The following is a 25,153-nucleotide window of genomic DNA, read 5'->3' as shown; positions in this document are numbered from 1 at the left end:
TCTGTTAATATAGAAATATTTTTTATTGATTAGGATGATTAAATTTACTATTTTTCATGTTATGATAAATTCCATATACGATTGAAAGAAGGTTTTACTACATATGAAACATGCTGAAAATGAATACTTAAATTTATGCCGCCATGTAATGGAACATGGTACGAAGAAAGAAGATCGTACAGGGACAGGCACTGTATCTGTATTTGGATATCAAATGCGTTTTGATTTAAGTAAAGGTTTTCCTTTATTAACGACAAAGAGAGTGCCGTTTCGCCTTGTAGCAAGTGAATTGCTTTGGTTTATGAAAGGTGATACAAATATTCGTTATTTATTGCAGCATAATAATAATATTTGGAATGAATGGGCATTTAAGAGCTGGGTAGAAAGTGACGAGTATACTGGTCCTGACATGATTGATTTCGGTCTTCGCTCACAACAAGATGAAGAATTTAAAGTACAGTACGATGAGCAAATGGAATTGTTTAAAAAGAACGTTTTAGAAGATGATGAGTTCTCAAATAAATATGGTTATTTAGGAGACGTATACGGTAAGCAGTGGCGTGCTTGGAAAACGACAGCTGGTGAGACACTTGATCAATTAAAAGATGTAATTGAAATGATTAAGAAAACGCCAGATTCGCGTCGTCTAATTGTTTCTGCTTGGAATCCTGAAGATGTACCAAGTATGGCATTACCACCTTGTCATACGTTATTCCAATTTTATGTAGCAGATGGCAAACTTTCTTGTCAGCTATATCAAAGAAGTGGTGACATATTCCTTGGAATTCCATTTAACATTGCAAGTTACTCACTACTGACACATTTAATTGCACATGAATGCGGACTTGAAGTGGGAGAATTTGTTCATACAATTGGAGATGCACACATTTATACGAATCATTTTGAGCAAGTAGAAAAGCAATTGGCACGTGAACCACGTCCATTCCCGAAACTTACACTAAATCCAGATGTGAAATCTGTGTTTGATTTTGAAATGGAAGATTTAACAATTGAAGGATATGATCCACATCCAGCAATTAAAGCACCAGTTGCAGTGTAATTGTAGAGGAGATGAAAAGATGATAGTTTCATTTATGGTCGCAATGGACGAAAATAGAGTAATTGGTAAAGATAATAATTTACCTTGGCGTTTACCGAGTGAATTGCAGTATGTAAAGAAAACAACGATGGGTCACCCGCTTATTATGGGAAGAAAAAACTATGAAGCGATTGGTAGACCACTGCCTGGAAGACGTAATATTATTGTAACTCGCAATGAAGGATATCATGTTGAAGGCTGTGAAGTAGCACATTCTGTAGAAGAAGTGTTTGAGCTATGCAAAAATGAAGAAGAGATCTTTATTTTTGGCGGAGCACAAATTTATGATCTCTTTTTACCTTACGTAGACAAGTTATATATAACAAAAATCCATCATGCATTTGAAGGAGATACATTCTTCCCAGAAATGGATATGACAAATTGGAAAGAAGTTTTTGTTGAAAAAGGTTTAACGGATGAAAAAAATCCGTATACGTATTATTACCATGTATATGAGAAACAACAATAATCCCAAAGATTGATGTGAATATTCGCATCAATCTTTTTATTTGTATCCATTAATATTGGTTTATAGATGAGATTCGATAGTGCTATAATGAAAGGTAGCATGTGAAAATGCTAAAATTTTCAAGAGTATTAAGATAGTAAGAGGAGGAGAATCGATTGAGAAAAATATGGGGGATTCTTTTTCTTTGCCTAACATTCATGTTAGTCGGATGTGGTAAAGAAGAAAAACCACAAGAAGCATTTGATACATATGCAAAAGCATGGAATAAACAAAAATTTGCAGAAATGTATGATCAATTATCAGAAAAGGCAAAAAAAGATATTTCAAAGAAAGAATTCACTGAGAAATATGAAAAAATTTATTCTGGCATTGAAGTGAAAAACTTAAAAGTGGAAGCAGGAGAAGTAAAGGAAGATAAAAAAGATGAAGGTCCTATTCCTTTTAAAGTAAGCATGGATACAGTGGGTGGAAAAATCAATTTTGGCCATGAAGCAAAAATGGTGAAAGAAAAAGATGGAGATAAAGAATCTTGGAAAGTAGATTGGACTCCTGACTTTATCTTCCCAGGTATGACGAAAGATAGTAAAGTGCGTATGCAAACGACAGAGCCAAAACGTGGGGAAATATACGATCGTAATGGAAAAGGTCTTGCAACGAATGGGAAAGCTTCTGAAATCGGATTGATTCCTGAAAAGTTAGGAGATACTGCTCCGCAAACGAAAGAAACGGTAGCGAAGTTGTTAAATATGTCTGTAGAAGAAATTGATCAAAAATTAGCTGCTAAATGGGTAAAACCAGGGTATCTCGTACCAATTGGAATTTTACCTGAAGGGGCAACACAAAATACGTACATTGATTTACCGGGTGTTTCAACAAAACCTGTAAATGTTCGTACATATCCATTAGGGGAAGCAGCAGCACATCTCACTGGTTATATTGGAAAAGTAAATGCTGAAGATTTAAAAACGCTACAAAAGAAAGGCTATCAAGCGGATGATCCAGTTGGTAAAGCTGGTTTAGAGCAAGTACTGGAAGAGAAGCTGCGCGGTAAAAAAGGCGGCCGTGTCTTTGTGGAAGATGCACAAGGAAAAGAAATTAAAAATTTAGCAAAAACAGATGCTGTTGATGGAGAAAATGTAACTTTAACGATTGATAGTGCTGTTCAAGAAAAAACTTATAATGAAATGAAAGGCGAAGCTGGTTCAAGCGCGGCAATTAATCCGAAAAGTGGAGAAACTCTTGCACTTGTAAGTAGCCCAGCATATGATCCTAACATAATTGCAAGAGGAACATCAAAAGCACAACGTGAAGCATGGAATAATGATCCAAAGAAACCGATGACGAATCGATTTACACAATTATCAGTTCCAGGTTCTGTGTTTAAGCCTATTACAGCAGCAATTGGTCTTGAAACGAAAACGATTGATCCAAAAGAAGAGTTGAAAATTGAAGGGTTGAAATGGACAAAAGATTCTTCTTGGGGTAATTATTATGTAACGCGTGTAAAAGATGCAAATCCGATTGATTTTGATAAGGCGATGAAATACTCGGATAATATTTATTTTGCACAAGAAGCTTTGAAAATCGGAAAAGATAAATTTATGAGTGAAGCGAAAAAATTCGGATTCGATGAGAAGCTACCAATTGAATATGGATTCCCAGCTTCTAAAATCGCAAATGATGGTATTAAAAATGATATTCAAATGGCAGACACAGGTTATGGACAAGGACAAGTATTAATGACACCACTCCATCTAGCATTAACGTACGCACCAATTGTTAATGATGGAAACATACCTTCTCCATACATTATTAAAACAGATAAGCAACCAAAAGTTTGGAAAGAGAATGTCATTTCAAAAGGCAATCAGGATATACTAAAAACTGCTATGACGAAAGTAATTAATGATCCAGATGGTACCGGGAAAATTGCTAAAATTGATGGTATGACGCTTGCTGGAAAAACAGGTACAGCAGAATTAAAAGTATCAAAAGAGGCCGAAGGAAAAGAACTAGGCTGGTTCGCTGCATTTGATTTAAATTCACCAGATATGGTCATTACAATGATGATTGAAGATGTAAAAGGTAGAGGCGGAAGTAATATCCCGGCTGAAAAAGTAAAACATGTATTTCAAAAATAATATGTAATAAAAGACTAGCTCTATAATTTGTAGAGCTAGTCTTTTTATATGAAGAAATTCTTGATATTTGTATACTTAATTTTAAGGAAACAAAATAAATCATTAACTTACGAAAAAAAAGTAGCTATTTTTTATTGACATCAAACGTAACTTTTTATATTATACTTACATAAGGTAAGTTATTTACTTTCAAATTATAAATCTCAAATTAAAGATAAAATGTAGAAAAGGGAGAGAATACAATGACAAAAGTACTATTCATTACAGCAAATCCAAATTCAGCAGAAGGTTCATTCGGAATGGCAGTAGGGGAAGCTTTCATCGAAGCTTATAAAAATGAACATCCACAAGACGAAGTTGTAACAATTGATTTATTCAACACTACAGTACCAGCAATCGATGCAGATGTATTCGCAGCTTGGGGTAAATTTGCAGCAGGTGAAGGATTTGAAGCTTTAACTGAAGCACAACAACAAAAAGTTGCAGCAATGAACACAAACTTAGAAACATTTATGCATGCAGATCGTTATGTATTCGTCACTCCAATGTGGAACTTTAGCTATCCACCAGTAGTAAAAGCATACTTAGATAACTTAGCAATCGCAGGTAAAACATTCAAATATACTGAAAATGGACCAGTTGGCTTATTAGAAGGCAAAAAAGCACTTCACATTCAAGCAACAGGTGGCGTTTATTCTGAAGGACCATACGCAGCTGTAGACTTTGGCCGCAATCACTTAAAAACAGTATTAGGATTCATCGGTGTAAATGAAACTGAATATATTGCAGTTGAAGGCATGAATGCAAATCCTGAAAAAGCACAAGAAATTAAAGAAGCAGCAATTGCTAATGCTCGTGAATTAGCAAAACGTTTCTAATATATCATACTTAAAAATGTCCAAACACTTGCTGTTTGGACATTTTTTCTTCTTTTTCCTTCGTTTGTCTAGTATAATGAAGGTCGGAATGATAATAGGTGGGGGTTCTGTATGATTCAAACGTTTTTTAAAATCTTTTATTTAATTTTAATCGTAATTGCGATTACACCGAGAATGTGGCGGCTTAAAAGACAAGTAAATACGATGTCGCCACAAGAAAAAGATAATGCTGTGTACAAAACGACAAATTGGTTTGGTAAGAAAATGGTACGTGTAGCAGGGGGAACAGTAGAAGTGAAAGGACTTGAAAATGTTCCGAAAGACAAGCCGGTACTAGTTGTAAGTAATCACCAGAGTAATATGGATATCCCTGTTTTACTAGGTTATTTAAATAAACCAATTGGCTTCGTTTCAAAGGCAGAGATTAAAAAGTTCCCAGTTGTACCAACTTGGATGGAACTTATGAATTGTGTATTTATGGATCGTAGCGATCGCCGTCAATCACTTCAAGCGATTAAAGATGGAATTGAGCTATTGAAGAATGGGCATTCTATCGTAATTTTCCCTGAAGGAACGAGAAGTAAGGGTGGCGAAATTGGAGAGTTTAAGGCTGGGAGTTTTCACCTTGCTGTAAAATCTGGTGTAGCAATCTTACCTGTAACATTAGATGGGACATATAAAATGTTTGAAGCGAATGGAAACCGTATGAAGTCAGCTCGTGCAACAGTAACAATTTCTAAGCCGATTACACCTGAAGAGTATGCGAATATGGATATTAAAGAGTTAACGAAGCATACACAAGATGTTATCGCATCAAAATTACATAAGTAATAAAAAAGGTTTCAGCTTATATAAGCTGAAACCTTTTTTATTATGCTGTAGGTAAGACGTAAAAGAGTACGCAGAAGAACATCATTGCACTACCACCTAATACGAAAAGATGCCAAATGGCATGATTGAAAGGTAACTTTTCCCAAAGGAAGAATATAGCTCCTACAGAATATAAAATTCCACCTGCTAAAAGTAGTGAAAAACCATGTCCAGTTAGATTTTCATAAAGTGGTTTAATAGCAACGATTATGAGCCATCCCATTATGATATAACATAGAGTTGATGCCTTAATAAAGCGACGTACAAAGAAAATTTTGAAGATGATACCCCCGATTGCTAGTGTCCATATAATTGCGAGTAACGTCCAACCTAATGGGCCACGAAGCGTGATAAGTAAAAAAGGAGTATATGTGCCAGCGATTAATAAATAAATGGCTGAGTGATCTAGTATAGTAAATAATTTTTCTACTTTTGGATGGTGAATGCTATGTAACAATGTCGAAAACAAGTACAGTAAGAACATGCTTACACCATAAACAGTAAATGCAACTACAGCTGATGCGGTACCATGCTTAGAAGCATGAATAATCAATATGATTAAGGCAGGGATGCTTAAAATGGCACCGATACCATGTGTTATTGCATTTGCAATTTCTTCTTTTACAAATTGGGTCATTCGTGTCATTTTTTCAGTCATAATGCCAATCCTTTCTACTATTATAAAATAATATGTCGTTTCCCTTACCATATCATACACAAGGGCAATAGAAAATGAAATTTGTATAATTGATTATATTTTTGAATTTTTTTGACAAAAGCCAATGGATTTGTTGACGTTTTCAAACTTTTTTGACAAAATAAAATTATGCAATAGTAGGACAAGGAATCTACTAATAAAGGGGATGGAGAAATGTTTTCAAATATTGGCTTTCCAGGATTAATTTTAATTTTAGTAGCTGTACTTATTTTATTTGGGCCTAAAAAATTGCCGGAAATCGGAAAGGCCTTAGGGGAAACGTTAAAAGAATTCAAAAAATCAACGAAAGAATTGACTGATGATGCATTTCAAGAGAAGGAAAAGAAAGAAAAAATGTAATGAATTTTCCTCGTAATGGATAAATAAAGTGTGGTGAACGAGATGGAAGATCGGGAAATGAGCGTCGTAGAACATATAGTTGAGCTTCGCAAAAGAGTAATATATACAGTGCTATCCTTTGTACTATTTTTAATTATTGGGTTTACTTTTACGAAGGATATTTATTTTTGGCTTGTCAAAGATTTACCAATGAAATTAACTGTTCTCGGTCCAAGTGATGTATTGTGGATTTTTTTCTCGATTGCTACAGTATTTGCTATCGTTTGTACAATTCCTTTTGCTGCTATACAAATTTGGCTATTCGTAAAACCGGGTTTACATCCAAATGAACAAAAGATGACAGTCATGTATATACCGGTATTGTCTATATTATTTATTGCAGGTTTATGCTTTGGATATTTCGTTGTAATGCCGTTTTTATTTCATTTTTTAACTACGATAGGTAATGAAATGTTTAATACGATGTTTACGACAGAAAAGTATTTTCATTTTGTTCTTAATTTAACAGTTCCATTTGCTGTAATTTTTGAATTGCCAGTAGTAGTAATGTTTTTAACGAGTATTGAACTATTGACGGCAGAATTTCTAATAAAAATAAGAAGGTATGCTTACGTAGCATTGATTATCATTGCATCGTGTATATCACCGCCAGATTTTTTATCTCATAGTTTAGTGGCAGTACCGCTTATTTGTATTTATGAAATTAGTATTGCTTTATCAAAGATTGTTAGTAAGCGAAAAAAGAAAAGAGAAGATGAAAGCCAGTCGAAAAGTGCCGCGTTATAAAGGCACTTTTTTTATTTATTTGTTATACTCTAGCTATAAACGTATACAATATAGAGAAGAAAAAAATTATAGAATCTCCAAAATTTAGACAAACTTTGCGCTTTTATAAGTTTATACTGAATATATTAAGCAATATACGGATAACGAGTCCTCGTCTGATTGGATATGTAGGATGGGGGATGGATTAGGTGGAGATGAATAGAGTATAAATCTTCTAACCATAAGGACTACAGGGATTGTCTAAGGGTACTTTTGTATTCATAGGAGTCTCCACTTTAAACAACGTGTTACAGCGTAAAGTAGAGGAAGTTCAAAAATCCAATGAAAAAGAGGATTGATATTGTGATTACGAAAAGTTTTTATTTCACTCATTCAACAGGGGATTGTATTAAAATATTTGAAATCCCTGTCCTACAGGCGCAGCATCCATTATCGTTTCTAATTCAGTCTCGTCTTCAATTATTTATTGCAAAAATTCAAAAACAAAAACATCCAAGATTTTCGTATTCTTTCCGTGAATATTTACAAAATTGTTTGAAGTGGAATGATTATTTAAATGTATATAAAACAAATACTCTTGAAAAAAATGCATGATATAGAGTGTGGACAGGGTCAAGAGCTCTGTCTTTTTCATTTTAGATATAAAAATATAATTAATTTGATTAAATTTCGTTCCAAATTGTTGAAAGCAATGGGAATACTAGTATAATAACAAGGAGAGCGTATTGGAAAGGGAAGAATATAATATGCAAAAAATTAAAATTGTAACAGATTCAACGGCAGATTTATCACAAGAGGTAATTGAGAAGTATGACATTCATGTTCTACCATTATCAATCTCTGTAAATGGACAAACATATTTAGATCGCGTTGATCTACAACCAGATGAATTTATTGAAGAAATGATTAAATCAGAGGAACTACCAAAAACATCACAACCGGCAATGGGTACATTTGTAGAAATGTATGACAAGTTAGGTGAAGATGGAAGTGAAGTACTTTCCATTCATATGACAAGTGGAATGAGTGGTACTGTGGCAACTGCAAATAGTGCTGCATCAATGACCGACACAAAAGTAACAGTTGTTGATTCGCAATTTATTACACATGCTTTAGCATATCAAGTAGTTGAAGCTGCGAAAATGGCAAATGAAGGACGCTCACTAGAAGAAATTTTAAAACGTGTAGATGAAGTGAGAAAGAATACTCGTTTATATGTAGTAGTAGATACATTAGAAAACTTAGTGAAGGGTGGACGTATTGGTAAAGGGAAAGCATTTATCGGTTCGCTGCTGAATATAAAACCAATTGCTAGCCTTGAAGATGGTGTTTATAACCCTGTAACGAAAGTGCGTAGCCAAGGTCAAATTGTAAAAACGTTAGCTAAGTTATTTGAGGAAGATACAGCTGGAAAAGTTGTAAAAGCCGTGGCAATTCCACATGCGAAAGCAATTCCTTTAGCTGAAAATGTAAAAGCGGCTGTTGAAAAAGTGAGTGGATTTGCTCAATCAGAAATTTTCTTTACAACGCCTATTATTAGTACTCATACAGGTCCAGGTGCAATCGGATTTATGTATTTAGCAGAGTAATAAAAAAAGCTACTTGAAATTTATTTCAAGTAGCTTTTTTATGTGAATAGAAAATAAGAAATAAGAAGGGCTATACAGGCACTCCCGCTAATGATATAGCGAGTCTGTAAATATTCATTCATAGAAAACACCTACTGATTAAAGTTTCACTTTATGATTTTCTATATTATATGTTGGATATAGAAAATAAGTAGTTACGTTATACATGTAACGTTTCAATTTTTTCATTCACTTTTTTAGTAGGTGTTTCGCTATTATAAGTGAAAGTTTGACCTAAAAAGAGTACATGCAGTTGTTCCCACGGTAACATACGTAAATTCCAATTATTTCGAAGCCTTGTTATTGCCTCGCGAGGTGTTTCATCAGCGAGTGCAAAAGCCCCGTAATGCATTGGTATAAAGTGTGTAGCATGTAAATCTAAATAAGCTTGCACTGCTTCTTCAGGTGAAACGTGAGATATTTTCATAAACCATTCTGGTTCATAAGCTCCAATTGGCATAAGGGCAATATCAATTGAAAAGCGTTTGCCAATTTCTTTGAAGCCTTGGAAATAACCACTATCTCCGCAAAAATAAATAGTTTCCTCCATATTGTCATTCTTAATAATCCATCCACCCCAGTGAGATGTATTCATATCAAATAATGATCTTCTCGTCCAGTGCTGAGCAGGTACGAAGTGAAAGGAAACATTATCAATAGTCGTACTTTCCCACCATTTATACTCTTCTACATTGTTGAATTTTTTACGAGTAAATAATTTTTTTAACCCGATGGGCACTAAGTATAATACGTCATCGTTCAGCTGGCGGAGTGTTGAAAAATCTAAGTGATCATAATGGCCATGTGAAAGAAGAACGATATCAATTTTAGGTAGTTCTTTTATAGAAAGTCCAGGTTCTGTAAGTCTTGGGACTAATTTTAATTTATTGGCCCATACTGGATCCGTTAATATATTAAGTCCATTCGTTTGGATAAGAAAAGTGGAATGCCCAATCCATGTGACAGTCGTTTTTTTAACATTATTTTGCAAAAATGCACTTTGTTTAACGGGTGATTGTTCTACTAAGAAAGAAAAATCTTTTTTGTTTTGCTTTCGTTCTTTACGCCAGCGTATAAAAGAGCGAATTGATTTTTTTGTGCTAACATTATCCATATTTTCATAGCGCTTTGCCATGAACATCACCTCATTTAAAATCGTTGTAATTATATTGTACCGAAATGTTGTTAAGGAATACAGTGTATAACATGGATGAATGTTTAAGTAATTGTAAAAAAATAGAGGGGTGCATTTACAAAAATAAAAATAAAATTAGTTTTGCAACTTATATTTAGAGAAATAATAGTGAAAAAATATATTTTGTCTAGTAATTCGCTTGAAATAAAGAAGTAACATACGTAAATTCGTACGATTTCGTGAACAAATGTAGTAAACAATTTTCTCGTAGTGTTAACTTTTGTTATGATAAACATAACCTATTTAAATTTAGGATAGAGAAAAGAGGTTTATAAATGAAGCGTTATCAAAAAGTAATTGGTCTTATGGTTGTATTTTGTCTCTTTGTACTTGCTGGATGTAGTGGATCAGGTTCAAAGCTTCGTAAACCATTGAATTGGGATTTAGAAACTTTCCAATTTACAAATCAAGATGGAAAGCCATTTGGTACAAAAGATTTAAAAGGGAAAGTTTGGGTTGCAGATTTTATGTTCACAAACTGCCAAACAGTTTGTCCGCCAATGACTGCTAATATGGCAAAACTGCAAAAGATGGCAAAAGAAGAGAAATTAGACGTTCAGTTTGTTTCGTTTAGTGTAGATCCAGACCTAGATAAGCCAGAGAATTTGAAGGCTTTCATTCAAAAGTTTACAGAGGATACTAGTAACTGGAATTTATTAACGGGGTATTCGTTAGAAGATATTACAAAGTTTTCAAAAGATAATTTCCAATCACTTGTAGATAAACCTGAAAATGGTCAAGTGATACACGGTACGTCATTTTATTTAATTGATCAAAACGGAAAAGTAATGAAAAAGTACAGTGGCATTAGTAATACGCCGTATGAGGACATTATACGTGATATGAAGCGATTAGCAGAATAAAAAGAAGGGTGCAGATTATAAAGCACCCTTCTTTTTTTACATTAGTCTATGGATAAAATGTCATGTTGCTGTGGAAGTTTTGGCGCCCGAATTTCTAACACGCCATTTTGATACGAAGCTTTTGCTGCTTTTTTATTAATGGAGTACGGTAATTTAATTAATCTGGATGCTTCTGAAATAGAACGTTCTCGGCGATAATAGTTATGGGATGTTTGCTCTTCTTCTTCAAGTATCTCTTCTTTTACAGAGACTTTTAAGTATTCACTTTGTATTTCAATTTGAATTTGTTCTTTTTGTATACCTGGTAGTTCAGCTGTCACAACGAGTTCTTCACCAACTTCATATAAATCTACAGGGAATGTTAATAAACGGTTTCCTTTTTGGAAAAAATGATTTAAATCAGCGATTACATTACGAAGTGGTGTTTGCTCGAAGAAATCATCAATTTGCTTTAAATAATTACGAACCGGTGGGCGAGAAGAGTCTTTTTTTTCTTCACTCATAATATTCCCTCCTAAAAATCAATTTGCAATATCATATGACAAAAGCGGAGAAAGGTGAGTGCCTAGTTTTCATGTTTTCATAAAAAATTGTTAAAAATGTGAAATGGAGTGATTTTTTTATAGTTTTTGGTCGCCATATTCAGTTGATTATGCTAGTATAAATAGGGTTGATATAGTAGTATAGAGACAGAATGAAAACTGAAAGAGGGTAAGAAGTATGTGTGGTTTTGTAGGATGTTTATGTGAAAACCCTAGAGAGTTTTCAGAAACAGAAAAACATCAATTTGAAAATATGAACACGATGATTTTCCACCGTGGTCCAGATGACGAAGGATATTTTCGTGATGAACATGTACAATTTGGCTTCCGCCGTTTAAGTATCATTGACTTAGAGGCAGGACATCAGCCGCTAACTTATGAAAATGATCGATATGTAATTATTTTTAATGGTGAAATTTACAACTATGTAGAATTACGTGAAATGTTACTTGAAAAAGGTGCAACGTTTGCAACGCAATCTGATACAGAAGTTATCATTGCATTGTATGCACATATGAAAGAAAAATGTGTAGACTACCTTCGTGGTATGTTTGCATTTATGATTTGGGATCGTGAAGAGAAGAAACTTTTCGGAGCACGTGATCACTTCGGTATTAAACCTTTATACATCGCACAACAAGGTGATACTACATTCTTCGCATCTGAGAAGAAAAGTATTATGCATGTGATGGAAGATAAAGGCGTTAATCCAACGTCACTACAACATTACTTTACGTATCAATATGGTCCAGAGCCAGAAACATTAACAATTGATGTTAATAAAATCGAGCCTGGTCATTATTTCGTAAAAGAAATCGGTAAAGAGATGGAAATCCATCGCTACTGGAAACCTTATTTCAATGCTTCAAGTGCAACGAAAGAGGAACATATCCAAGCGATTCGTGATGTGTTATATGATTCAGTAAAAGTGCATATGCGCAGTGATGTACCAGTAGGTTCATTCTTATCTGGTGGTATCGATTCATCTATTATCGCTTCTATTGCAAGAGAAATGAATCCAAATCTTTTAACATTCTCTGTTGGTTTTGAGCAACGTGGTTTTAGTGAAGTTGATGTTGCGAAAGAAACTGCTGAGAAATTAGGCGTTAAAAACCATAACGTATTCATTTCAGCGAAAGAGTTTATGGATGAGTTCCCAAAAATCATTTGGCATATGGATGATCCTTTAGCAGATCCGGCAGCTGTACCATTGTACTTCGTTGCAAAAGAAGCACGTAAACATGTAACAGTTGTTCTTTCAGGTGAAGGTGCAGACGAGCTATTTGGTGGTTATAACATTTACCGTGAGCCAAACTCACTGAAAATGTTCTCTTACATTCCTAGCCCAGGTAAGAGCGTTCTAAAAGCATTAAGTGGTGCTCTTAAAGAAGGCTTTAAAGGAAAGAGCTTCCTAGAGCGTGGATGTACGCCAATTGAAGAGCGTTACTATGGAAACGCGAAAATCTTCCGTGAAGAAGAGAAAGCTGAATTAATGAAGTATTACAATGAAAGTGTTAACTATATGGATATCACGAAACCATTGTATAACGAAATTAAAGATTATGATGATGTAAGTAAAATGCAGTACATTGACATGTTCACATGGTTACGCGGTGACATTTTATTAAAAGCTGATAAAATGACAATGGCGAATTCATTAGAACTTCGTGTACCGTTCTTAGATAAAGAAGTATTCGATGTTGCATCTAAAATTCCAACTGAATTTAAGATTGCTAACGGAACTACGAAAGCTATTTTACGTGAAGCAGCACGCGGAATCGTTCCAGATCACGTATTAGATCGTAAAAAACTTGGATTCCCAGTGCCAATTCGTCACTGGCTAAAAGACGAAATGCATGATTGGGCTATTAATATTATAAACGAAAGTAAGACAGAGCATTTAATCGACAAACAGTATGTATTAAACTTACTGGAAGCACATTGTGCAGATAAAGGCGATTATAGCCGTAAAATTTGGACTGTACTTGCATTTATGGTATGGCATCAAATTTATGTTGAGCATAAATACGATACGAATAAGTTCCACGAAGAAACGAAACGTGCGTATAGCTTAGTTTAATTAGAAAAACCTTAAGATCGCATACGGTCTTAAGGTTTTTTTCATAAATAGGACGTATTATTGATACAATAATAGTAAAAGGATGGACAACATATGATTACGTTTGAAAAAGTAACTGTAGAAAATGAAAGCGTTGTTAAAGAAATGTTTCACTCACATAGTTTAAGTGAGAAACAGGTACAGTATTGTGTGAAAGTCGATGATACATATATTGGTGTAATAGATTATCGTGTTCAAGGGGAGACTGCGGTTTTATCTCAGTTAATTATTCACTTTGATTATCAAAGTTACGGTTATGGAACAAATACGTATTTTACATTTGAAACAATGATGAAAGAAAGAAATGTGAAAGAGATAAAGGTATTACAAACGGAATTAACAGAACAAGCAAAATCTTTCATTGAGAGCTTTGGTTTTAATGAGGAAGATGGAATATATGTGAAGAAAATATAATGATGAGTACTTATGCAGGATAAATATAAGGCAGGTGGATGTATGACAATGAGTTCTGGTCTTGTATTAATTGGAGGGTGTTTCCTAGTAGCAGAGCTAAGTCATAAGTTTATTCGAAAAAGAATGAATAAGAAGAGAAAGCCATATGAATTACAATATGCCCCAGTGTTTTTCCTTTTGTTTTGTATGCTACTTACATTACAAAGCATAACGAATTTTCCGCCGCTTTTAAATGTTTTTTTAAAGTTCGGTTTGCTGTATAGTACCACTGGAATAGCCCTTTTATTCCTTTTATTTTGCATACGTTATATTCACTATCAATCGTATATATTTATATTAAATTGGTTAAAACAAAATGATAGCAACCGCCTTACTTAAGGGCGGTTTTTTTGTAATTGTAATGGCTTTGTATATAAAGCTCAAAACTCTATTGAAATTTATAAAAATGATTAGAGGATTTAACATATTATCTATTTTTAGTATGTGGTACTATATATTCTTAATCTGTAACGTAAGTAGGTGTATAAATTTGAAATGTTAATCAACTAGTTTATCCCACTTTAATGGGCAGTAAGACCCACACCTCAAAATTCAGCGAAAGCAAAGAAGTTAGGTGGGGGATCAACTGCCCATAAAAGTCCGATTGGTGAGGGCTGATAATCAGTGGGGGATGAAGAAAACCCCCACTGATTAAAGTTTCACTTTATATGAAGTGCTGACAAATAGCAGAAGGAATTTTTTGGAGGTATCGTTTTTTATGGTTAATATTGATATGTTATTTCTTGAATGGATGACCAGTCTGGAAGGAAGTGTACTTACAGCATTTTTTAAACTTGTATCTAGTCTTGCAAATGAAACGTTGTATTTAGTTATTATTTCGTTTTTATATTGGTGCGTTTCTAAAAGAAAAGCATTTCATATGATTGTTATGCTTTGTTTCTCTGGGTATATAGGGATAATGGTAAAAGAATTTATGAAAATCCCACGACCGTATACATATGACGGAATTGAAGCTTTATATGAAAAATCAGCCGCAGGTTATTCTTTTCCAAGCACACACGTCCAATTATCGACAACATTTTGGGGCTCATTCATGATTTTATGCAAAAAGAGAATCGTTTGGATCATTGGTATTATTTTTATTATATTAGTTGCTATTTCTCGTCTATATTTACGTGTACATTGGCTCAGTGATATAATAGGTGCCGTTTTATTTAGTGTCATAGTTGTTTATTTATATACGAAGGTAACAATGGGATTAAGTGATAGGAAATTTATATTGTTACAACGAATTATATTGGCTGTTTCACTCATTATGTATGTTATGACAAGCCAAGTAGATAATCTTAAATTACTAGGAGTTTTAACAGGTTCTACGATTGGTATCATGTTAGAGAATCATTTTATTAATATGAATGAAAGTAATGATTTTAAAATGCAAGTGGTAAAAACAGTATTGGGCCTAAGTATCATGCTAATAATGCAGTTTATACTAAAAAAAGTAATACCTGATATGTATTATTTACGTTATGCAGTGACTGGAATTACAATTACTTTCTTATGTCCATTTATGTTTCACATGTTACGATTAAAAAAATGTGAGTAGCAAATAAGTAAAAAAATAGTTTGAATAAAAATGAGGTCTAAATTATATATATTGAAAAAGTTTTCTGATATATCTATTGACAATGTATGAGATATACATTAATCTTTAAAATGTAAATGATAATCAATTTCAACTAGGAGGACTTATGACACGCACTAAAAATATGCTTATATTTTGCATTATGCTACTAACAATCATAATCGCAGGGTGTAGTAAAGAAGAAAAGAAAGAAAATGATACATCAGCTAAAGCGAAAGATTCGTATACGATAAAACATGCAATGGGCGAAACGACACTGAATGGTACGCCAAAAAGAGTTGTTGTTTTAACAAATGAGGGTGCTGAGGCACTTTTATCTGTTGGAGTAACGCCAGTTGGAGCGACGAAACCAAGAGCTGGCGATGAATGGTATTCTCATTTAGCGAAAGAGTTAAAAAATACGAAAGTAGTAGGAACTGAGCGTGACATTAATTTAGAAGCAGTAATGAAGCTTCAGCCGGATTTAATTATCGGAAATAAAATGCGTCACGAAAAAATATATGAGCAATTAAAAGAAATTGCGCCAACTGTATACGCTGAAACATTACGCGGTGATTGGAAAGAAAACTTTACGCTATATACAAAAGCTGTAAATAAAGAAAAAGAAGGACAAAATGCTCTTAATGATTATAAAAAGCGTATTGCAGGAATAAAAGAAAAATTAGGTGATAAAGTTAAGTCTAAAGTTTCTATTATTCGCTTCGTCCCTGGTGATGTTCGTATTTATCAAAAAAATTCATTCTCAGGTGTTGTATTAAATGATATTGGATTTAAACGACCACCATTACAAGATAAAGATGAATTTGCAATTAAAGGAATTACAAAAGAGCAAATTCCAAATATGGACGGGGATTATTTATTCTATTTCACATCTGATAAAGATGCGGATAAGAATAATGAAGGAAATACATTAGCAAAAGAATGGACAGAAGATCCACTCTTTAAGCAACTGCAGGCTTCTAAAGATAATAAAGTATTCCAAGTAGATGAAGTGATTTGGAATACAGCAGGTGGTATTGTAGCTGCAAATCTTATGTTAGATGATATTGAAAAATATTTTCTGAAGTAAATGAATAATCGAGTGCATCACTTTAAATAGGTGATGCACTTTTTATTTTGTTAAAATACAGAAAATTCCTTCTTTTGAGTGTGGATAAGTTGTACAATTAAAATAATCATGGAATAAAGGAGTGGGAATAAATGAAAGCTACTCATAAAGATTGGATTTTATTTAACGGAAGAATTGTAAATACGAAGGAAGAACAACCGATGATTCCATTAGAGGAGAGAGGCTTTCAATTTGGTGATGGTATATACGAGGTATTCAGACTATATGATGGGAAGCCACATTTATTAGATTTACATTTAGAGCGATTCTTTCATTCTATGGAAGAAATAAAATTAATTCCACCATTTACTAAGGAAGAGTTGGCGGAAGAGTTACATCAAATGATTGAAAAAAATCAATTTCAAGAAGATGGGAATGTATATTTGCAAATATCAAGAGGCGCCCAAGCACGTAATCATGTATATGAGTCAAATATGCAACCAACATATTTTGCAAATATTGTTTCGTTTCCACGACCAATTGCTACTATGGAACAAGGAATAAAAGTTACTGTAGAAGAGGATATACGCTGGAAGTTTTGTCATATAAAATCTTTAAATCTGCTACCTAATATTATGATTAAAAATAAAATAAACGAACAAGGCTATCAAGAAGCGATATTAGTGCGAGATGGAATTGTAACGGAAGGTTGTCATTCAAATTTCTTTATGGTGAAAAATAATAAATTGATTACACATCCGGCTGACAATTTCATTCTACACGGCATTACACGTCATTATGTTATTACATTAGCGAAGGAGTTACATATTGAAGTAGAAGAAAGAGAATTTTCACTTCAAGAAGTATATGAGGCCGATGAGTGCTTCTTCACAGCGACACCACTTGAAATATTCCCAGTCGTTCAAATTGGTGACGAGCAGTTTGGAAACGGAGAAAGAGGGCCAATTACAAAGAGACTCCAAGTTGCATATGAAGAAAGTATTCGTTTGTTTAAAGTTACGAACTAATACTATGAAAAAAAGCTGGTATTCCTCCAGCTTTTTTTCATGATATAATTCAAGCATAGGACAAGATTTGAAAACGCTGTAAAAAGGGGATTTAAGGTATGAATTATGAAGATTTTAAAGAAGTAATTCACGGTAGACGAAGTGTTAGAAAGTTCACAGAACAAGAAGTATCCACTAGTGATATAAAAGAAATTATTGATTGTGCTCGTTATGCACCGAGTGATACAAACTCACAAACTTGGGAGTTCTTGGTCATTATGAACCGAGAAAAAATTAAAGAAATTGAACAAATGACATGGGATGCATTACATAAACTTGCGGCAAAAGCGGCAGAAAACGGAGAAGAGAAAGCAGGGAAATTACTTACACGTTCTTTCGGGCCATATGCAACAGCTTTCTCGGAGGCACCAGTATTAATCGTATGTTTGGCAACGCCATATGAATCAAAGTTTCGTGAAAAGATATTTGATCCAATTGCTTTTGTTCCAAATTCAGTTTGGGAAGAAGAAGGAATTAAAAGTAGCTGTTTAGCGGCACAAAACTTAATGTTGGCTGCACATGCGAAGGGGCTTGGTACTTGCCCAATGACAGGACCTGTATTATTAGCTCAAAATGAGTTACGACAATATTTACAAATTGAGCCTGAAAAACAAATAAATATGGTTATTTCACTCGGTTTTCCGAAGGATAAACCGAAGAAACTTCCAAGAAAAGAAGTAGATGAGATTACAACGTTTGTTTTTTAAAGCCCAAAATAAAAAGACATTGAATGAACAATGTCTTTTTATTTTGGGCAGGTATGTAATTAATCTGTTAGGTTAAAATGATAGATAAGAGGGAATTACTATTTATTTCATAAAAAAAATTAATGTTCTATTAAGGAAAGTATGATACATTAATCGTGAGCAAGATTCTATTTGTTCATGAAAGTGTTAAAAGTAGCCTTAAAATTTAAAAATTATTTTTGTATAATAAATTATAATGAAATGACAGGGGGGATGAATTTTGAAAAAATTCATAATCACTGGATTGTCTGTATTGTTATTAGTTGGTTGTGGTGCTCCAAAGGAAAAAGAGGGTACACAATCAAAGCCGGAAGAACAAGTTGTAAACGCAAGTAATGAGAATATAGTTGTATTTCCTGAAGGAGCAGTGCCAGTTGGAGAAGGAAAAGTGAAAGTTATTACTCCAGATGGTACTTCTGAGAATGGTAATATACCAACCGTATTCATCAAAAAGGATACTTTAATTCAACACGTTGAATTAGAGCTTTCTAATTTTCAAAATGATAAAGAAACATTCGTATTTGTAGATCAAGTGTATGCAGATAAACATCAAGTAACTAGTACAACACAGACAACAGTACAATTAAAAGAAAAGACGCTTGAAACAGGTAGTCATACAATTACTGCAGTTCAGTATGAAAACAATGACCCAAAAGGAAAGGTTATTAGTTTTAATCAAGCAACATTTGAGACAAAACCTGCATCTTAATAAGGATAAAAAGTACATTACTCAAAAAAAGTAGTGTGCTTTTTTATTTGGATTAGAGTATGGAATAGTGAATAACTTGTTTCGTTTTCAAATACGATTAAATAGAAAGAAATCACTTATTACTTCTATGATAGAGGAAGAGGTTGAAGATGTGAATCGGTGTATTCGTATCGTCTTGATGAGTATGATGATGGCGGTATTTTGGTTTACGATACAAGAGGTGATTCAAGTTACGCTCAATTATCAAATTCATGACTTATTAATAGGAGCTCTTTGTTTTACCATTGTTTATCTATTATATGATAAACTCGGACTAAGGTAATTTTCAGAAGAAAAATGTAGGTATTTCATTTGAAATGTCGAATAGTACATACGATGTCGTAATAACAAATTTTCTATTGTTTACTGTGAAACAGGAGAAGGAGAGATAGTAATGAAACGAGCTCTTATAAATATTGATTATACATATGATTTTGTAGCGGAAAAAGGTGCTTTAACTTGCGGAAAACCCGGTCAAGAAATTGAGAAAGAACTTGTACATATAACGAAGCGATATATCGAAAATGGAGATTACGTTGTCTTTGCTATTGATAAACATGAAGAGAATGATGTATATCATCCTGAATCAAAATTATTCCCGCCTCATAATATAGCGGGTACAAATGGAAGAGATTTGTTTGGTGAATTACAAGATGTATATGAAACATATAAAGATGATGAGAATGTATATTACATGGATAAAACACGGTATAGTGCATTTGCAGGAACAGACTTAGAGATGAAGTTAAGAGAAAGAGGAATTGAAGAGGTTCACCTTGTAGGGGTATGTACTGATATTTGTGTTCTTCATACAGCGGTAGATGCTTATAATAAAGGGTTTAAAATTGTAGTTTATGAAAAGGCGGTTGCATCTTTTAATGCGCAAGGGCATGAATTTGCACTTGGACATTTTAAATCTTGTTTAAACGCAGAAGTGAAGTAAAAAGAGAGGCCTTTAAAAAAGGTCTCTTTTTACGTTTAAATTGAGACGAGGTTTTGCTCAATTAATTTTTTTATAAATGGGCTAATATTCTCTGGTAGCTTATCAAAATCAAAAAATTGTACACTTAATGATTCGATCCCATCAGCTTTTAGCAAGCCGCCTTTAATGTCTTTGCAAAGATATGCGATTGTTATAGGATAAAATTCATCACCGTTCGGTAATTTTACAAAAAATTCTTTTCCAGAAAATACGCTTATTAACTGTAAGGTTCCTATTTCAACCCCTGTTTCTTCAAACACTTCTCGTCTCCCAGCTTCTTCTGTTGATTCACCAAGTTCAACGAATCCACCAGGGACACCCCAAATACCATTCTGCCTTTGTTGTAGTAGTATTTGTCCTTGTTCATTGAAAACAGCTACAGCAACTCCTGCTAGATTGAGTGGTCTTGATCCGACGACTTTTCTAAGTTCTTCAATATATCCCATTGTATGTAACCTCCGTAAGAAAAAATAAGAGTAAATAAACTATTCGTTATTATGTAAATATATTCCTCTTTATAAGGGGAGAGATGTCATATAACTCATTTGTTTTATGTGGTAAAATATACATCAAAAAAGGTCAAACAAAATCTTTGACCTTTTTTGACCAAATGTTATAATAAAGACAGAAAGAGATAATCTTTCATTCATAAACAATAAGGAGGAAAAAATATGCGTAATTTATTTCCAGAAATAACAAAACGTCAAAATGGTATTTTTGATTTTGGACCTTCTTTATTAGAAGGGATGACAGATGCTTTCTTTAAACCGATGAACATGGATACTTTTAAAGTAGATGTTCATGAACAATCTGATAAATATACAGTGAAAGCAGATTTACCAGGTTTTCAAAAAGAAAACATTCAAGTTGAATTTGAACAAGATGTATTAACGATTCAAGCAACTAATCATAATGAAGTAGAAGAAAAAAATGAGAATGGCACATATATTCGTAAAGAACGTTCTATAGGTTCTGTAACTCGACGTTTTAGTTTTAAACAAGTTGAGGAAGAAAATGTTAGAGCGAATTACAAAGATGGCGTGTTGACAATTGAATTGCCAAAATTGAAAGAAGAAAAAAACAGTAAAACAACAATTAATATTGAATAAAAGAGCTGATAAATTCAGCTCTTTTTTTGTACTTATTTAATACATAAGTTAGTTGAAATCAAAATGAGCTGATACAGTTTTAACGTTAAAAAAAAATTTACTATTAGCTCCCCTTACGTTATTAAAAAGGGTATATTTAAAGGGAAAGGAAAAGAACATCTAGACATACTGTTGAAAGTGAAATAGTAATAAAGTCAAAATACATAGTAAGGGTAGCGGCATTTTAGAGTAGGATAATAGATTTTTCTAGAACAAACTGAGACGATTATGAATTTTTTAATTAGTAAGGAAGTGGTTAGATGAGTTTATTAACGTATACTGAAGAATTTTTTAATTATGTAAGGGAGTTTTTGCTTTTAAGATTTTTACTATTTGCTTTAGTGCTGATCATTATTTCTTTTGTAATAAACCGCATTATTGATTGGTTTTTTAGGAAATCAAGCTTTTTTGATGAAGAGGTAGAGCAAACGATTCAAAGTGTGATTCGATCTATTTTTAGATATATCATTATCATCAGTCTAATCATATATTTAATTAGCCAATTTGTAGATATAAAAAGTATCATTGCAGGTGCAGGGATAGCAGGGGTTGTTATCGGTTTTGCTGCACAACAGATGCTGAAAGATGTTATATTAGGCTTTGCGAGATTAGCGGACAAAGAGTTTCGTGTTGGCGATTTTGTTACGTTTAACGGAACAAACTCAGGAACGATTGAGGAAATTAGTATTCGTTTTATGCAAATTCGTGAATGGTCAGGAAAACTCCTTACCATACCACATGGAGAGATTAGAACGATACAAAATTTTAATAAAGGCTGGATGCGAGTAATTGAACGGATTACAGTAAGTTATCAGGAAGATCCTACAAGAGTTAAGGAATTGTTAGAGGAAGTTTGTGTTAATTGTAATGAAAAATTGGCCCCAAGTCTTTATAAAGTAGAGGATGAAGCTGTTGAACCTTTTAAATATGTAGGTGTTACAGATTTAAACCCGAATCTGAAATACGTTGGATATGAATTTTGTATTACAGGTTTAATAAAGCCAGAAGATTATTTTGAAACTTCTAGACAAGTAAGATTTGAATTAATGTCTATGTTCCATAAGAATCAAGTACAAATGCCAGCAGCAAATATGCTTGTTAATACTGAAAGTTTACAGCATACCCATGGTGGACAATCTTTATCGGACAGCTAAAGTAGAACAGTTTATTGACGGAAATTTCGTTTTCAACATTGGAATAATAATAAAATGATTGATTTAAAAAAAGAGCTGAAGGAATTCAGTTCTTTTTAATTTGTAGAATTTAGAAATTTCTTAATGTTATAATGATAGATGGTGATGAAAATGAACTTTGAAGAAAAAGAGATGCATCGATTAGAAGCATTAAAAGCAATTGCTGAATTATTAAATGAAGCAACAGACTTACAGGACATGTTAGAAAAAGCGTTACATACATTGTTACAAGTTATGAATTTACAAACAGGGTGGATCTTTTTTATTGATGAAAGTGGAAAGCACCGTATGCTTGTGGATGAAAACTTACCGCCAGCTCTTACGTGGCAAAAGAAGAAGCCGATGTGTGAAGGAGACTGCTGGTGTGTAGAGCGTTTTGTGAATGGCAGATTGGAAAAAGCGACTAATATTATTGAATGTAAGCGAATAGAGGATGCGATTGAATGTAATTGGGGAGAGACAGAAGATGTTACGCATCATGCGACAATTCCCCTTAGGTCTGGATCGGAGAAATTTGGTCTATTAAATGTCGCCTCTCCTCAAAAAACACATTTTTCAGAGGAAGAATTGGCATTATTAGAATCGATTGCATTTCAAATCGGAACGACAATCCAACGTATTCAGTTAGTAGAGAAAGAGCGTAAATACGTAGTAGTAGCTGAAAGAAATCGACTTGCACGTGATTTACATGATTCAGTAAAACAGTTGTTGTTTTCCATTATGCTAACAGCAAAAGGTACGCTAAATATGACACAAGATAGAGACTTGCAAGAGATGTTGAGCTATATTGGAGAATTATCACAAGAAGCATTACAAGAGATGACACTTTTGATTTGGCAATTAAGACCGGAAGGATTAGAGAAAGGGTTAGCAGAAGCAATTAAAAATTACGGAAAGTTGTTAGGGATTCACGTGGAAGTTCGAATTGATGGAATGGTTTCAATTGGAGATGAAATAGAAGAAGTTTTATGGCGTATTAGTCAAGAAGCAATACATAATTGTAAAAAACATGCTTCATGTGAAAAGGTAAATGTTCTTTTGAAAATAGAAAATAACCAGCTGTATTTTTACATAGAGGATAACGGAATAGGATTTATACAAAAGCAAGTAAGAGAGTCAGCACTCGGTTTAAAAAGTATGAAGGAGCGTATTCAGTTATTGAATGGATCATTTCAAATAAAAACTGAGCTGAAAAAGGGTACGAAAATTGAAATTCAATTGCCGATTTGAAGGGGGAAGAAGGTTGAAGATTAAATTACTACTAGTTGAGGATCATCATATCGTTCGAAGAGGACTTGTATTCTTTTTGAAAACGAGAGAAGAATTTGAAATTGTTGGGGAAGCAGAAAATGGTGAAGATGCATTAACATTTGTTCGAACGGAAAGGCCAGATGTAGTATTAATGGATCTATCAATGCCGAAGATGGATGGTATTGAAGCAACAAAACAGATAAAACAATATGATGAAACAATAAAGATACTAATATTAAGCAGTTTTTCAGAGCAAGATTATGTTTTACCAGCACTAGAAGCTGGAGCAGATGGTTATCAATTAAAAGAAGTACAACCTGAGCAACTTGTAGCTTCTATCATTGCAATATATGAAGGGAATGCGAATTTTCATCCGAAAGTAACACCGGCACTATTAGGACGATCAGCCGTCAAAAAAGAAAACCCTTTCTCCATGTTAACGAAAAGAGAGCAAGAAGTACTTCAGGAAATTGCGAAAGGGCGAAGCAATAAAGAAATTGCAGCAGAGCTTCATATTACAGAACAAACTGTGAAAACACATGTTTCAAATATTTTAGCTAAATTGGAAGTAGATGATCGTACGCAAGCTGCACTGTACGCAGTGAAACACGGCGAGAAATAATAAGTATGAATAACTGTGTCACATTGCATTTGTTAAATGATACAGCGCTAGAGCAAGCTGTAAAAGCTTTACAAGAAGCGAATCGAATTGAGTTTTATGGAAATGGTGGCTCTGGTATTATTGCGACGGATGCGTAGCATAAGTTTATGAGAACGGGTATTTCATGTATCGCTCATACTGATTCGCATTTCTAAATTATGGGAGCGGGTTTACTCTCGAAAAATTCAGTTGTTATCGGCATTTCTCATTCTGGTAGCGATAAAGGGTTACTTGAAGCGTTAGAAGTAGCGAAAGCAAGAGGTGCTAAAATTATTGCGATTACGAGCTATCAGAAATCGGCATTAAGTCAACTTACTGATATAACGCTCTATACTTCAACACGTGAGACAGAATTCCGCACAGAAGCAAGTTCATCACGATTAGCACAGTTAAGTTTAATTGATACTTTGTATGTAGGATTGTCGTTGCAACGACAGGAGGAAACGTTAAAACATTTACAAAGTATACGTGAAACGATTTCGATGAGGCGAAAATAAGAAAAGCTCTTCAAATGAAGTGCTTTTTTTATTTTCTTGTAGAAATATGTGGCTTACTTATAGCCAGTGATAGACTCTCATTTTTAAAAATATAAAATAAAAACCG

General features: G+C 33.6%; 28 protein-coding genes and 1 pseudogene. 25 read left to right on the top strand and 4 right to left on the bottom strand.

Features of this window, described 5'->3' with window-relative positions; all coding sequences use genetic code 11:
* The first annotated feature begins 103 nt into the window (after positions 1-103).
* The 5 genes from AC0L0O_RS13860 (at position 104) to AC0L0O_RS13840 (ending at position 5,418) form a co-directional block, all read left to right on the top strand.
* Entirely contained in the window at positions 104-1,060 is a 957-nt protein-coding gene (locus AC0L0O_RS13860; protein ID WP_000679592.1) for a thymidylate synthase, read from the top strand.
* 19 nt (positions 1,061-1,079) lie between these two features.
* A complete protein-coding gene (locus tag AC0L0O_RS13855) occupies positions 1,080-1,568 on the top strand; it encodes a dihydrofolate reductase (RefSeq protein WP_000637198.1) in 489 nt (162 codons plus the stop codon).
* Between the two features lie 155 nt (positions 1,569-1,723).
* Complete coding sequence (pbpC, locus tag AC0L0O_RS13850) at positions 1,724-3,709, top strand: penicillin-binding protein 3 (protein ID WP_001227211.1); 1,986 nt, start codon at positions 1,724-1,726, stop codon at positions 3,707-3,709.
* A 242-nt stretch (positions 3,710-3,951) separates the two neighbouring features.
* Entirely contained in the window at positions 3,952-4,587 is a 636-nt protein-coding gene (locus tag AC0L0O_RS13845; RefSeq protein WP_000170017.1) for an FMN-dependent NADH-azoreductase, read from the top strand.
* 111 nt (positions 4,588-4,698) lie between these two features.
* Complete coding sequence (locus AC0L0O_RS13840; RefSeq protein ID WP_000616588.1) at positions 4,699-5,418, top strand: lysophospholipid acyltransferase family protein; 720 nt, start codon at positions 4,699-4,701, stop codon at positions 5,416-5,418.
* 40 nt (positions 5,419-5,458) lie between these two features.
* Here AC0L0O_RS13840 and trhA read toward each other — a convergent pair whose 3' ends face one another.
* The gene (gene trhA / locus AC0L0O_RS13835; protein ID WP_000136894.1) at positions 5,459-6,115 is read right to left on the bottom strand and encodes a PAQR family membrane homeostasis protein TrhA; all 657 of its coding nucleotides are present in this window, start codon (positions 6,113-6,115) and stop codon (positions 5,459-5,461) included.
* Between the two features lie 213 nt (positions 6,116-6,328).
* Between trhA and AC0L0O_RS13830 the strand changes: the two genes are divergently transcribed.
* The 4 genes from AC0L0O_RS13830 (at position 6,329) to AC0L0O_RS13815 (ending at position 8,889) form a co-directional block, all read left to right on the top strand.
* Positions 6,329-6,514 carry a twin-arginine translocase TatA/TatE family subunit gene (locus tag AC0L0O_RS13830; protein WP_000492443.1) on the top strand — a complete coding sequence of 62 codons (186 nt, stop codon included), beginning with the start codon at positions 6,329-6,331 and terminating at the stop codon, positions 6,512-6,514.
* 42 nt (positions 6,515-6,556) lie between these two features.
* Positions 6,557-7,300 (top strand): twin-arginine translocase subunit TatC, encoded by a 744-nt coding sequence (gene tatC / locus AC0L0O_RS13825; protein ID WP_473785817.1) that lies wholly within the window; start codon positions 6,557-6,559, stop codon positions 7,298-7,300.
* 342 nt (positions 7,301-7,642) lie between these two features.
* Positions 7,643-7,894 carry a DUF2535 family protein gene (locus AC0L0O_RS13820; protein WP_000629012.1) on the top strand — a complete coding sequence of 84 codons (252 nt, stop codon included), beginning with the start codon at positions 7,643-7,645 and terminating at the stop codon, positions 7,892-7,894.
* 152 nt (positions 7,895-8,046) lie between these two features.
* The gene (locus AC0L0O_RS13815) at positions 8,047-8,889 is read left to right on the top strand and encodes a DegV family protein (RefSeq protein WP_003266758.1); all 843 of its coding nucleotides are present in this window, start codon (positions 8,047-8,049) and stop codon (positions 8,887-8,889) included.
* 199 nt (positions 8,890-9,088) lie between these two features.
* On the opposite strand, the gene AC0L0O_RS13810 is transcribed toward AC0L0O_RS13815, so the two are convergent.
* Entirely contained in the window at positions 9,089-10,063 is a 975-nt protein-coding gene (locus tag AC0L0O_RS13810; RefSeq protein ID WP_001129615.1) for an MBL fold metallo-hydrolase, read from the bottom strand.
* A gap of 335 nt (positions 10,064-10,398) precedes the next feature.
* Between AC0L0O_RS13810 and AC0L0O_RS13805 the strand changes: the two genes are divergently transcribed.
* Entirely contained in the window at positions 10,399-10,986 is a 588-nt protein-coding gene (locus tag AC0L0O_RS13805) for an SCO family protein (protein ID WP_000833353.1), read from the top strand.
* Between the two features lie 41 nt (positions 10,987-11,027).
* On the opposite strand, the gene AC0L0O_RS13800 is transcribed toward AC0L0O_RS13805, so the two are convergent.
* Entirely contained in the window at positions 11,028-11,489 is a 462-nt protein-coding gene (locus AC0L0O_RS13800; RefSeq protein WP_001288087.1) for an Hsp20/alpha crystallin family protein, read from the bottom strand.
* Positions 11,490-11,706: 217 nt separating this feature from the next.
* Here AC0L0O_RS13800 and asnB point away from each other — a divergent pair, with 217 nt between their 5' ends.
* From asnB to AC0L0O_RS13750, 10 genes are all read left to right on the top strand, one after another.
* Entirely contained in the window at positions 11,707-13,608 is a 1,902-nt protein-coding gene (gene asnB, locus AC0L0O_RS13795) for an asparagine synthase (glutamine-hydrolyzing) (protein WP_000333816.1), read from the top strand.
* Positions 13,609-13,701: 93 nt separating this feature from the next.
* Positions 13,702-14,061 carry a GNAT family N-acetyltransferase gene (locus AC0L0O_RS13790; RefSeq protein ID WP_000627511.1) on the top strand — a complete coding sequence of 120 codons (360 nt, stop codon included), beginning with the start codon at positions 13,702-13,704 and terminating at the stop codon, positions 14,059-14,061.
* Between the two features lie 48 nt (positions 14,062-14,109).
* A complete protein-coding gene (locus AC0L0O_RS13785) occupies positions 14,110-14,439 on the top strand; it encodes a hypothetical protein (RefSeq protein ID WP_000094412.1) in 330 nt (109 codons plus the stop codon).
* Positions 14,440-14,818: 379 nt separating this feature from the next.
* Entirely contained in the window at positions 14,819-15,667 is an 849-nt protein-coding gene (locus tag AC0L0O_RS13780) for a phosphatase PAP2 family protein (protein ID WP_000247170.1), read from the top strand.
* Positions 15,668-15,812: 145 nt separating this feature from the next.
* Complete coding sequence (locus tag AC0L0O_RS13775; protein WP_131370662.1) at positions 15,813-16,775, top strand: ABC transporter substrate-binding protein; 963 nt, start codon at positions 15,813-15,815, stop codon at positions 16,773-16,775.
* 131 nt (positions 16,776-16,906) lie between these two features.
* Entirely contained in the window at positions 16,907-17,782 is an 876-nt protein-coding gene (dat, locus tag AC0L0O_RS13770) for a D-amino-acid transaminase (RefSeq protein WP_000648356.1), read from the top strand.
* 98 nt (positions 17,783-17,880) lie between these two features.
* The gene (locus AC0L0O_RS13765; protein WP_001105306.1) at positions 17,881-18,528 is read left to right on the top strand and encodes a nitroreductase family protein; all 648 of its coding nucleotides are present in this window, start codon (positions 17,881-17,883) and stop codon (positions 18,526-18,528) included.
* 259 nt (positions 18,529-18,787) lie between these two features.
* Complete coding sequence (locus AC0L0O_RS13760) at positions 18,788-19,276, top strand: hypothetical protein (protein ID WP_000713488.1); 489 nt, start codon at positions 18,788-18,790, stop codon at positions 19,274-19,276.
* Between the two features lie 67 nt (positions 19,277-19,343).
* Complete coding sequence (locus AC0L0O_RS13755) at positions 19,344-19,598, top strand: hypothetical protein (RefSeq protein WP_001061030.1); 255 nt, start codon at positions 19,344-19,346, stop codon at positions 19,596-19,598.
* A gap of 111 nt (positions 19,599-19,709) precedes the next feature.
* Positions 19,710-20,258, top strand: coding sequence for a cysteine hydrolase family protein (locus AC0L0O_RS13750; RefSeq protein ID WP_000816782.1), 549 nt, complete (start codon positions 19,710-19,712; stop codon positions 20,256-20,258).
* A 35-nt stretch (positions 20,259-20,293) separates the two neighbouring features.
* Here AC0L0O_RS13750 and AC0L0O_RS13745 read toward each other — a convergent pair whose 3' ends face one another.
* A complete protein-coding gene (locus AC0L0O_RS13745; protein WP_000540516.1) occupies positions 20,294-20,743 on the bottom strand; it encodes an NUDIX hydrolase in 450 nt (149 codons plus the stop codon).
* Between the two features lie 225 nt (positions 20,744-20,968).
* Here AC0L0O_RS13745 and AC0L0O_RS13740 point away from each other — a divergent pair, with 225 nt between their 5' ends.
* From AC0L0O_RS13740 to AC0L0O_RS13720, 5 genes and pseudogenes are all read left to right on the top strand, one after another.
* Positions 20,969-21,406, top strand: a complete 438-nt coding sequence (locus AC0L0O_RS13740; protein ID WP_001245063.1) for an Hsp20/alpha crystallin family protein — start codon at positions 20,969-20,971, stop codon at positions 21,404-21,406.
* Positions 21,407-21,705: 299 nt separating this feature from the next.
* Positions 21,706-22,599, top strand: coding sequence for a mechanosensitive ion channel family protein (locus AC0L0O_RS13735; protein WP_000055435.1), 894 nt, complete (start codon positions 21,706-21,708; stop codon positions 22,597-22,599).
* A gap of 150 nt (positions 22,600-22,749) precedes the next feature.
* A complete protein-coding gene (locus tag AC0L0O_RS13730) occupies positions 22,750-23,868 on the top strand; it encodes a GAF domain-containing sensor histidine kinase (RefSeq protein ID WP_001008440.1) in 1,119 nt (372 codons plus the stop codon).
* A gap of 13 nt (positions 23,869-23,881) precedes the next feature.
* Positions 23,882-24,511: a response regulator gene (locus AC0L0O_RS13725; protein ID WP_000694643.1), complete on the top strand. Its 630-nt coding sequence runs from the start codon at positions 23,882-23,884 to the stop codon at positions 24,509-24,511.
* A gap of 20 nt (positions 24,512-24,531) precedes the next feature.
* A pseudogene (locus tag AC0L0O_RS13720) lies at positions 24,532-25,047 on the top strand (MurR/RpiR family transcriptional regulator); the annotation flags it as partial.
* Positions 25,048-25,153 lie beyond the last annotated feature (106 nt).

It is taken from the genome of Bacillus sp. GS3m_15504 (genome assembly GCF_055825275.1).
Note: the sequence above shows the minus strand (reverse complement) of the source record. Positions and strands in the feature narration are given on the sequence as shown.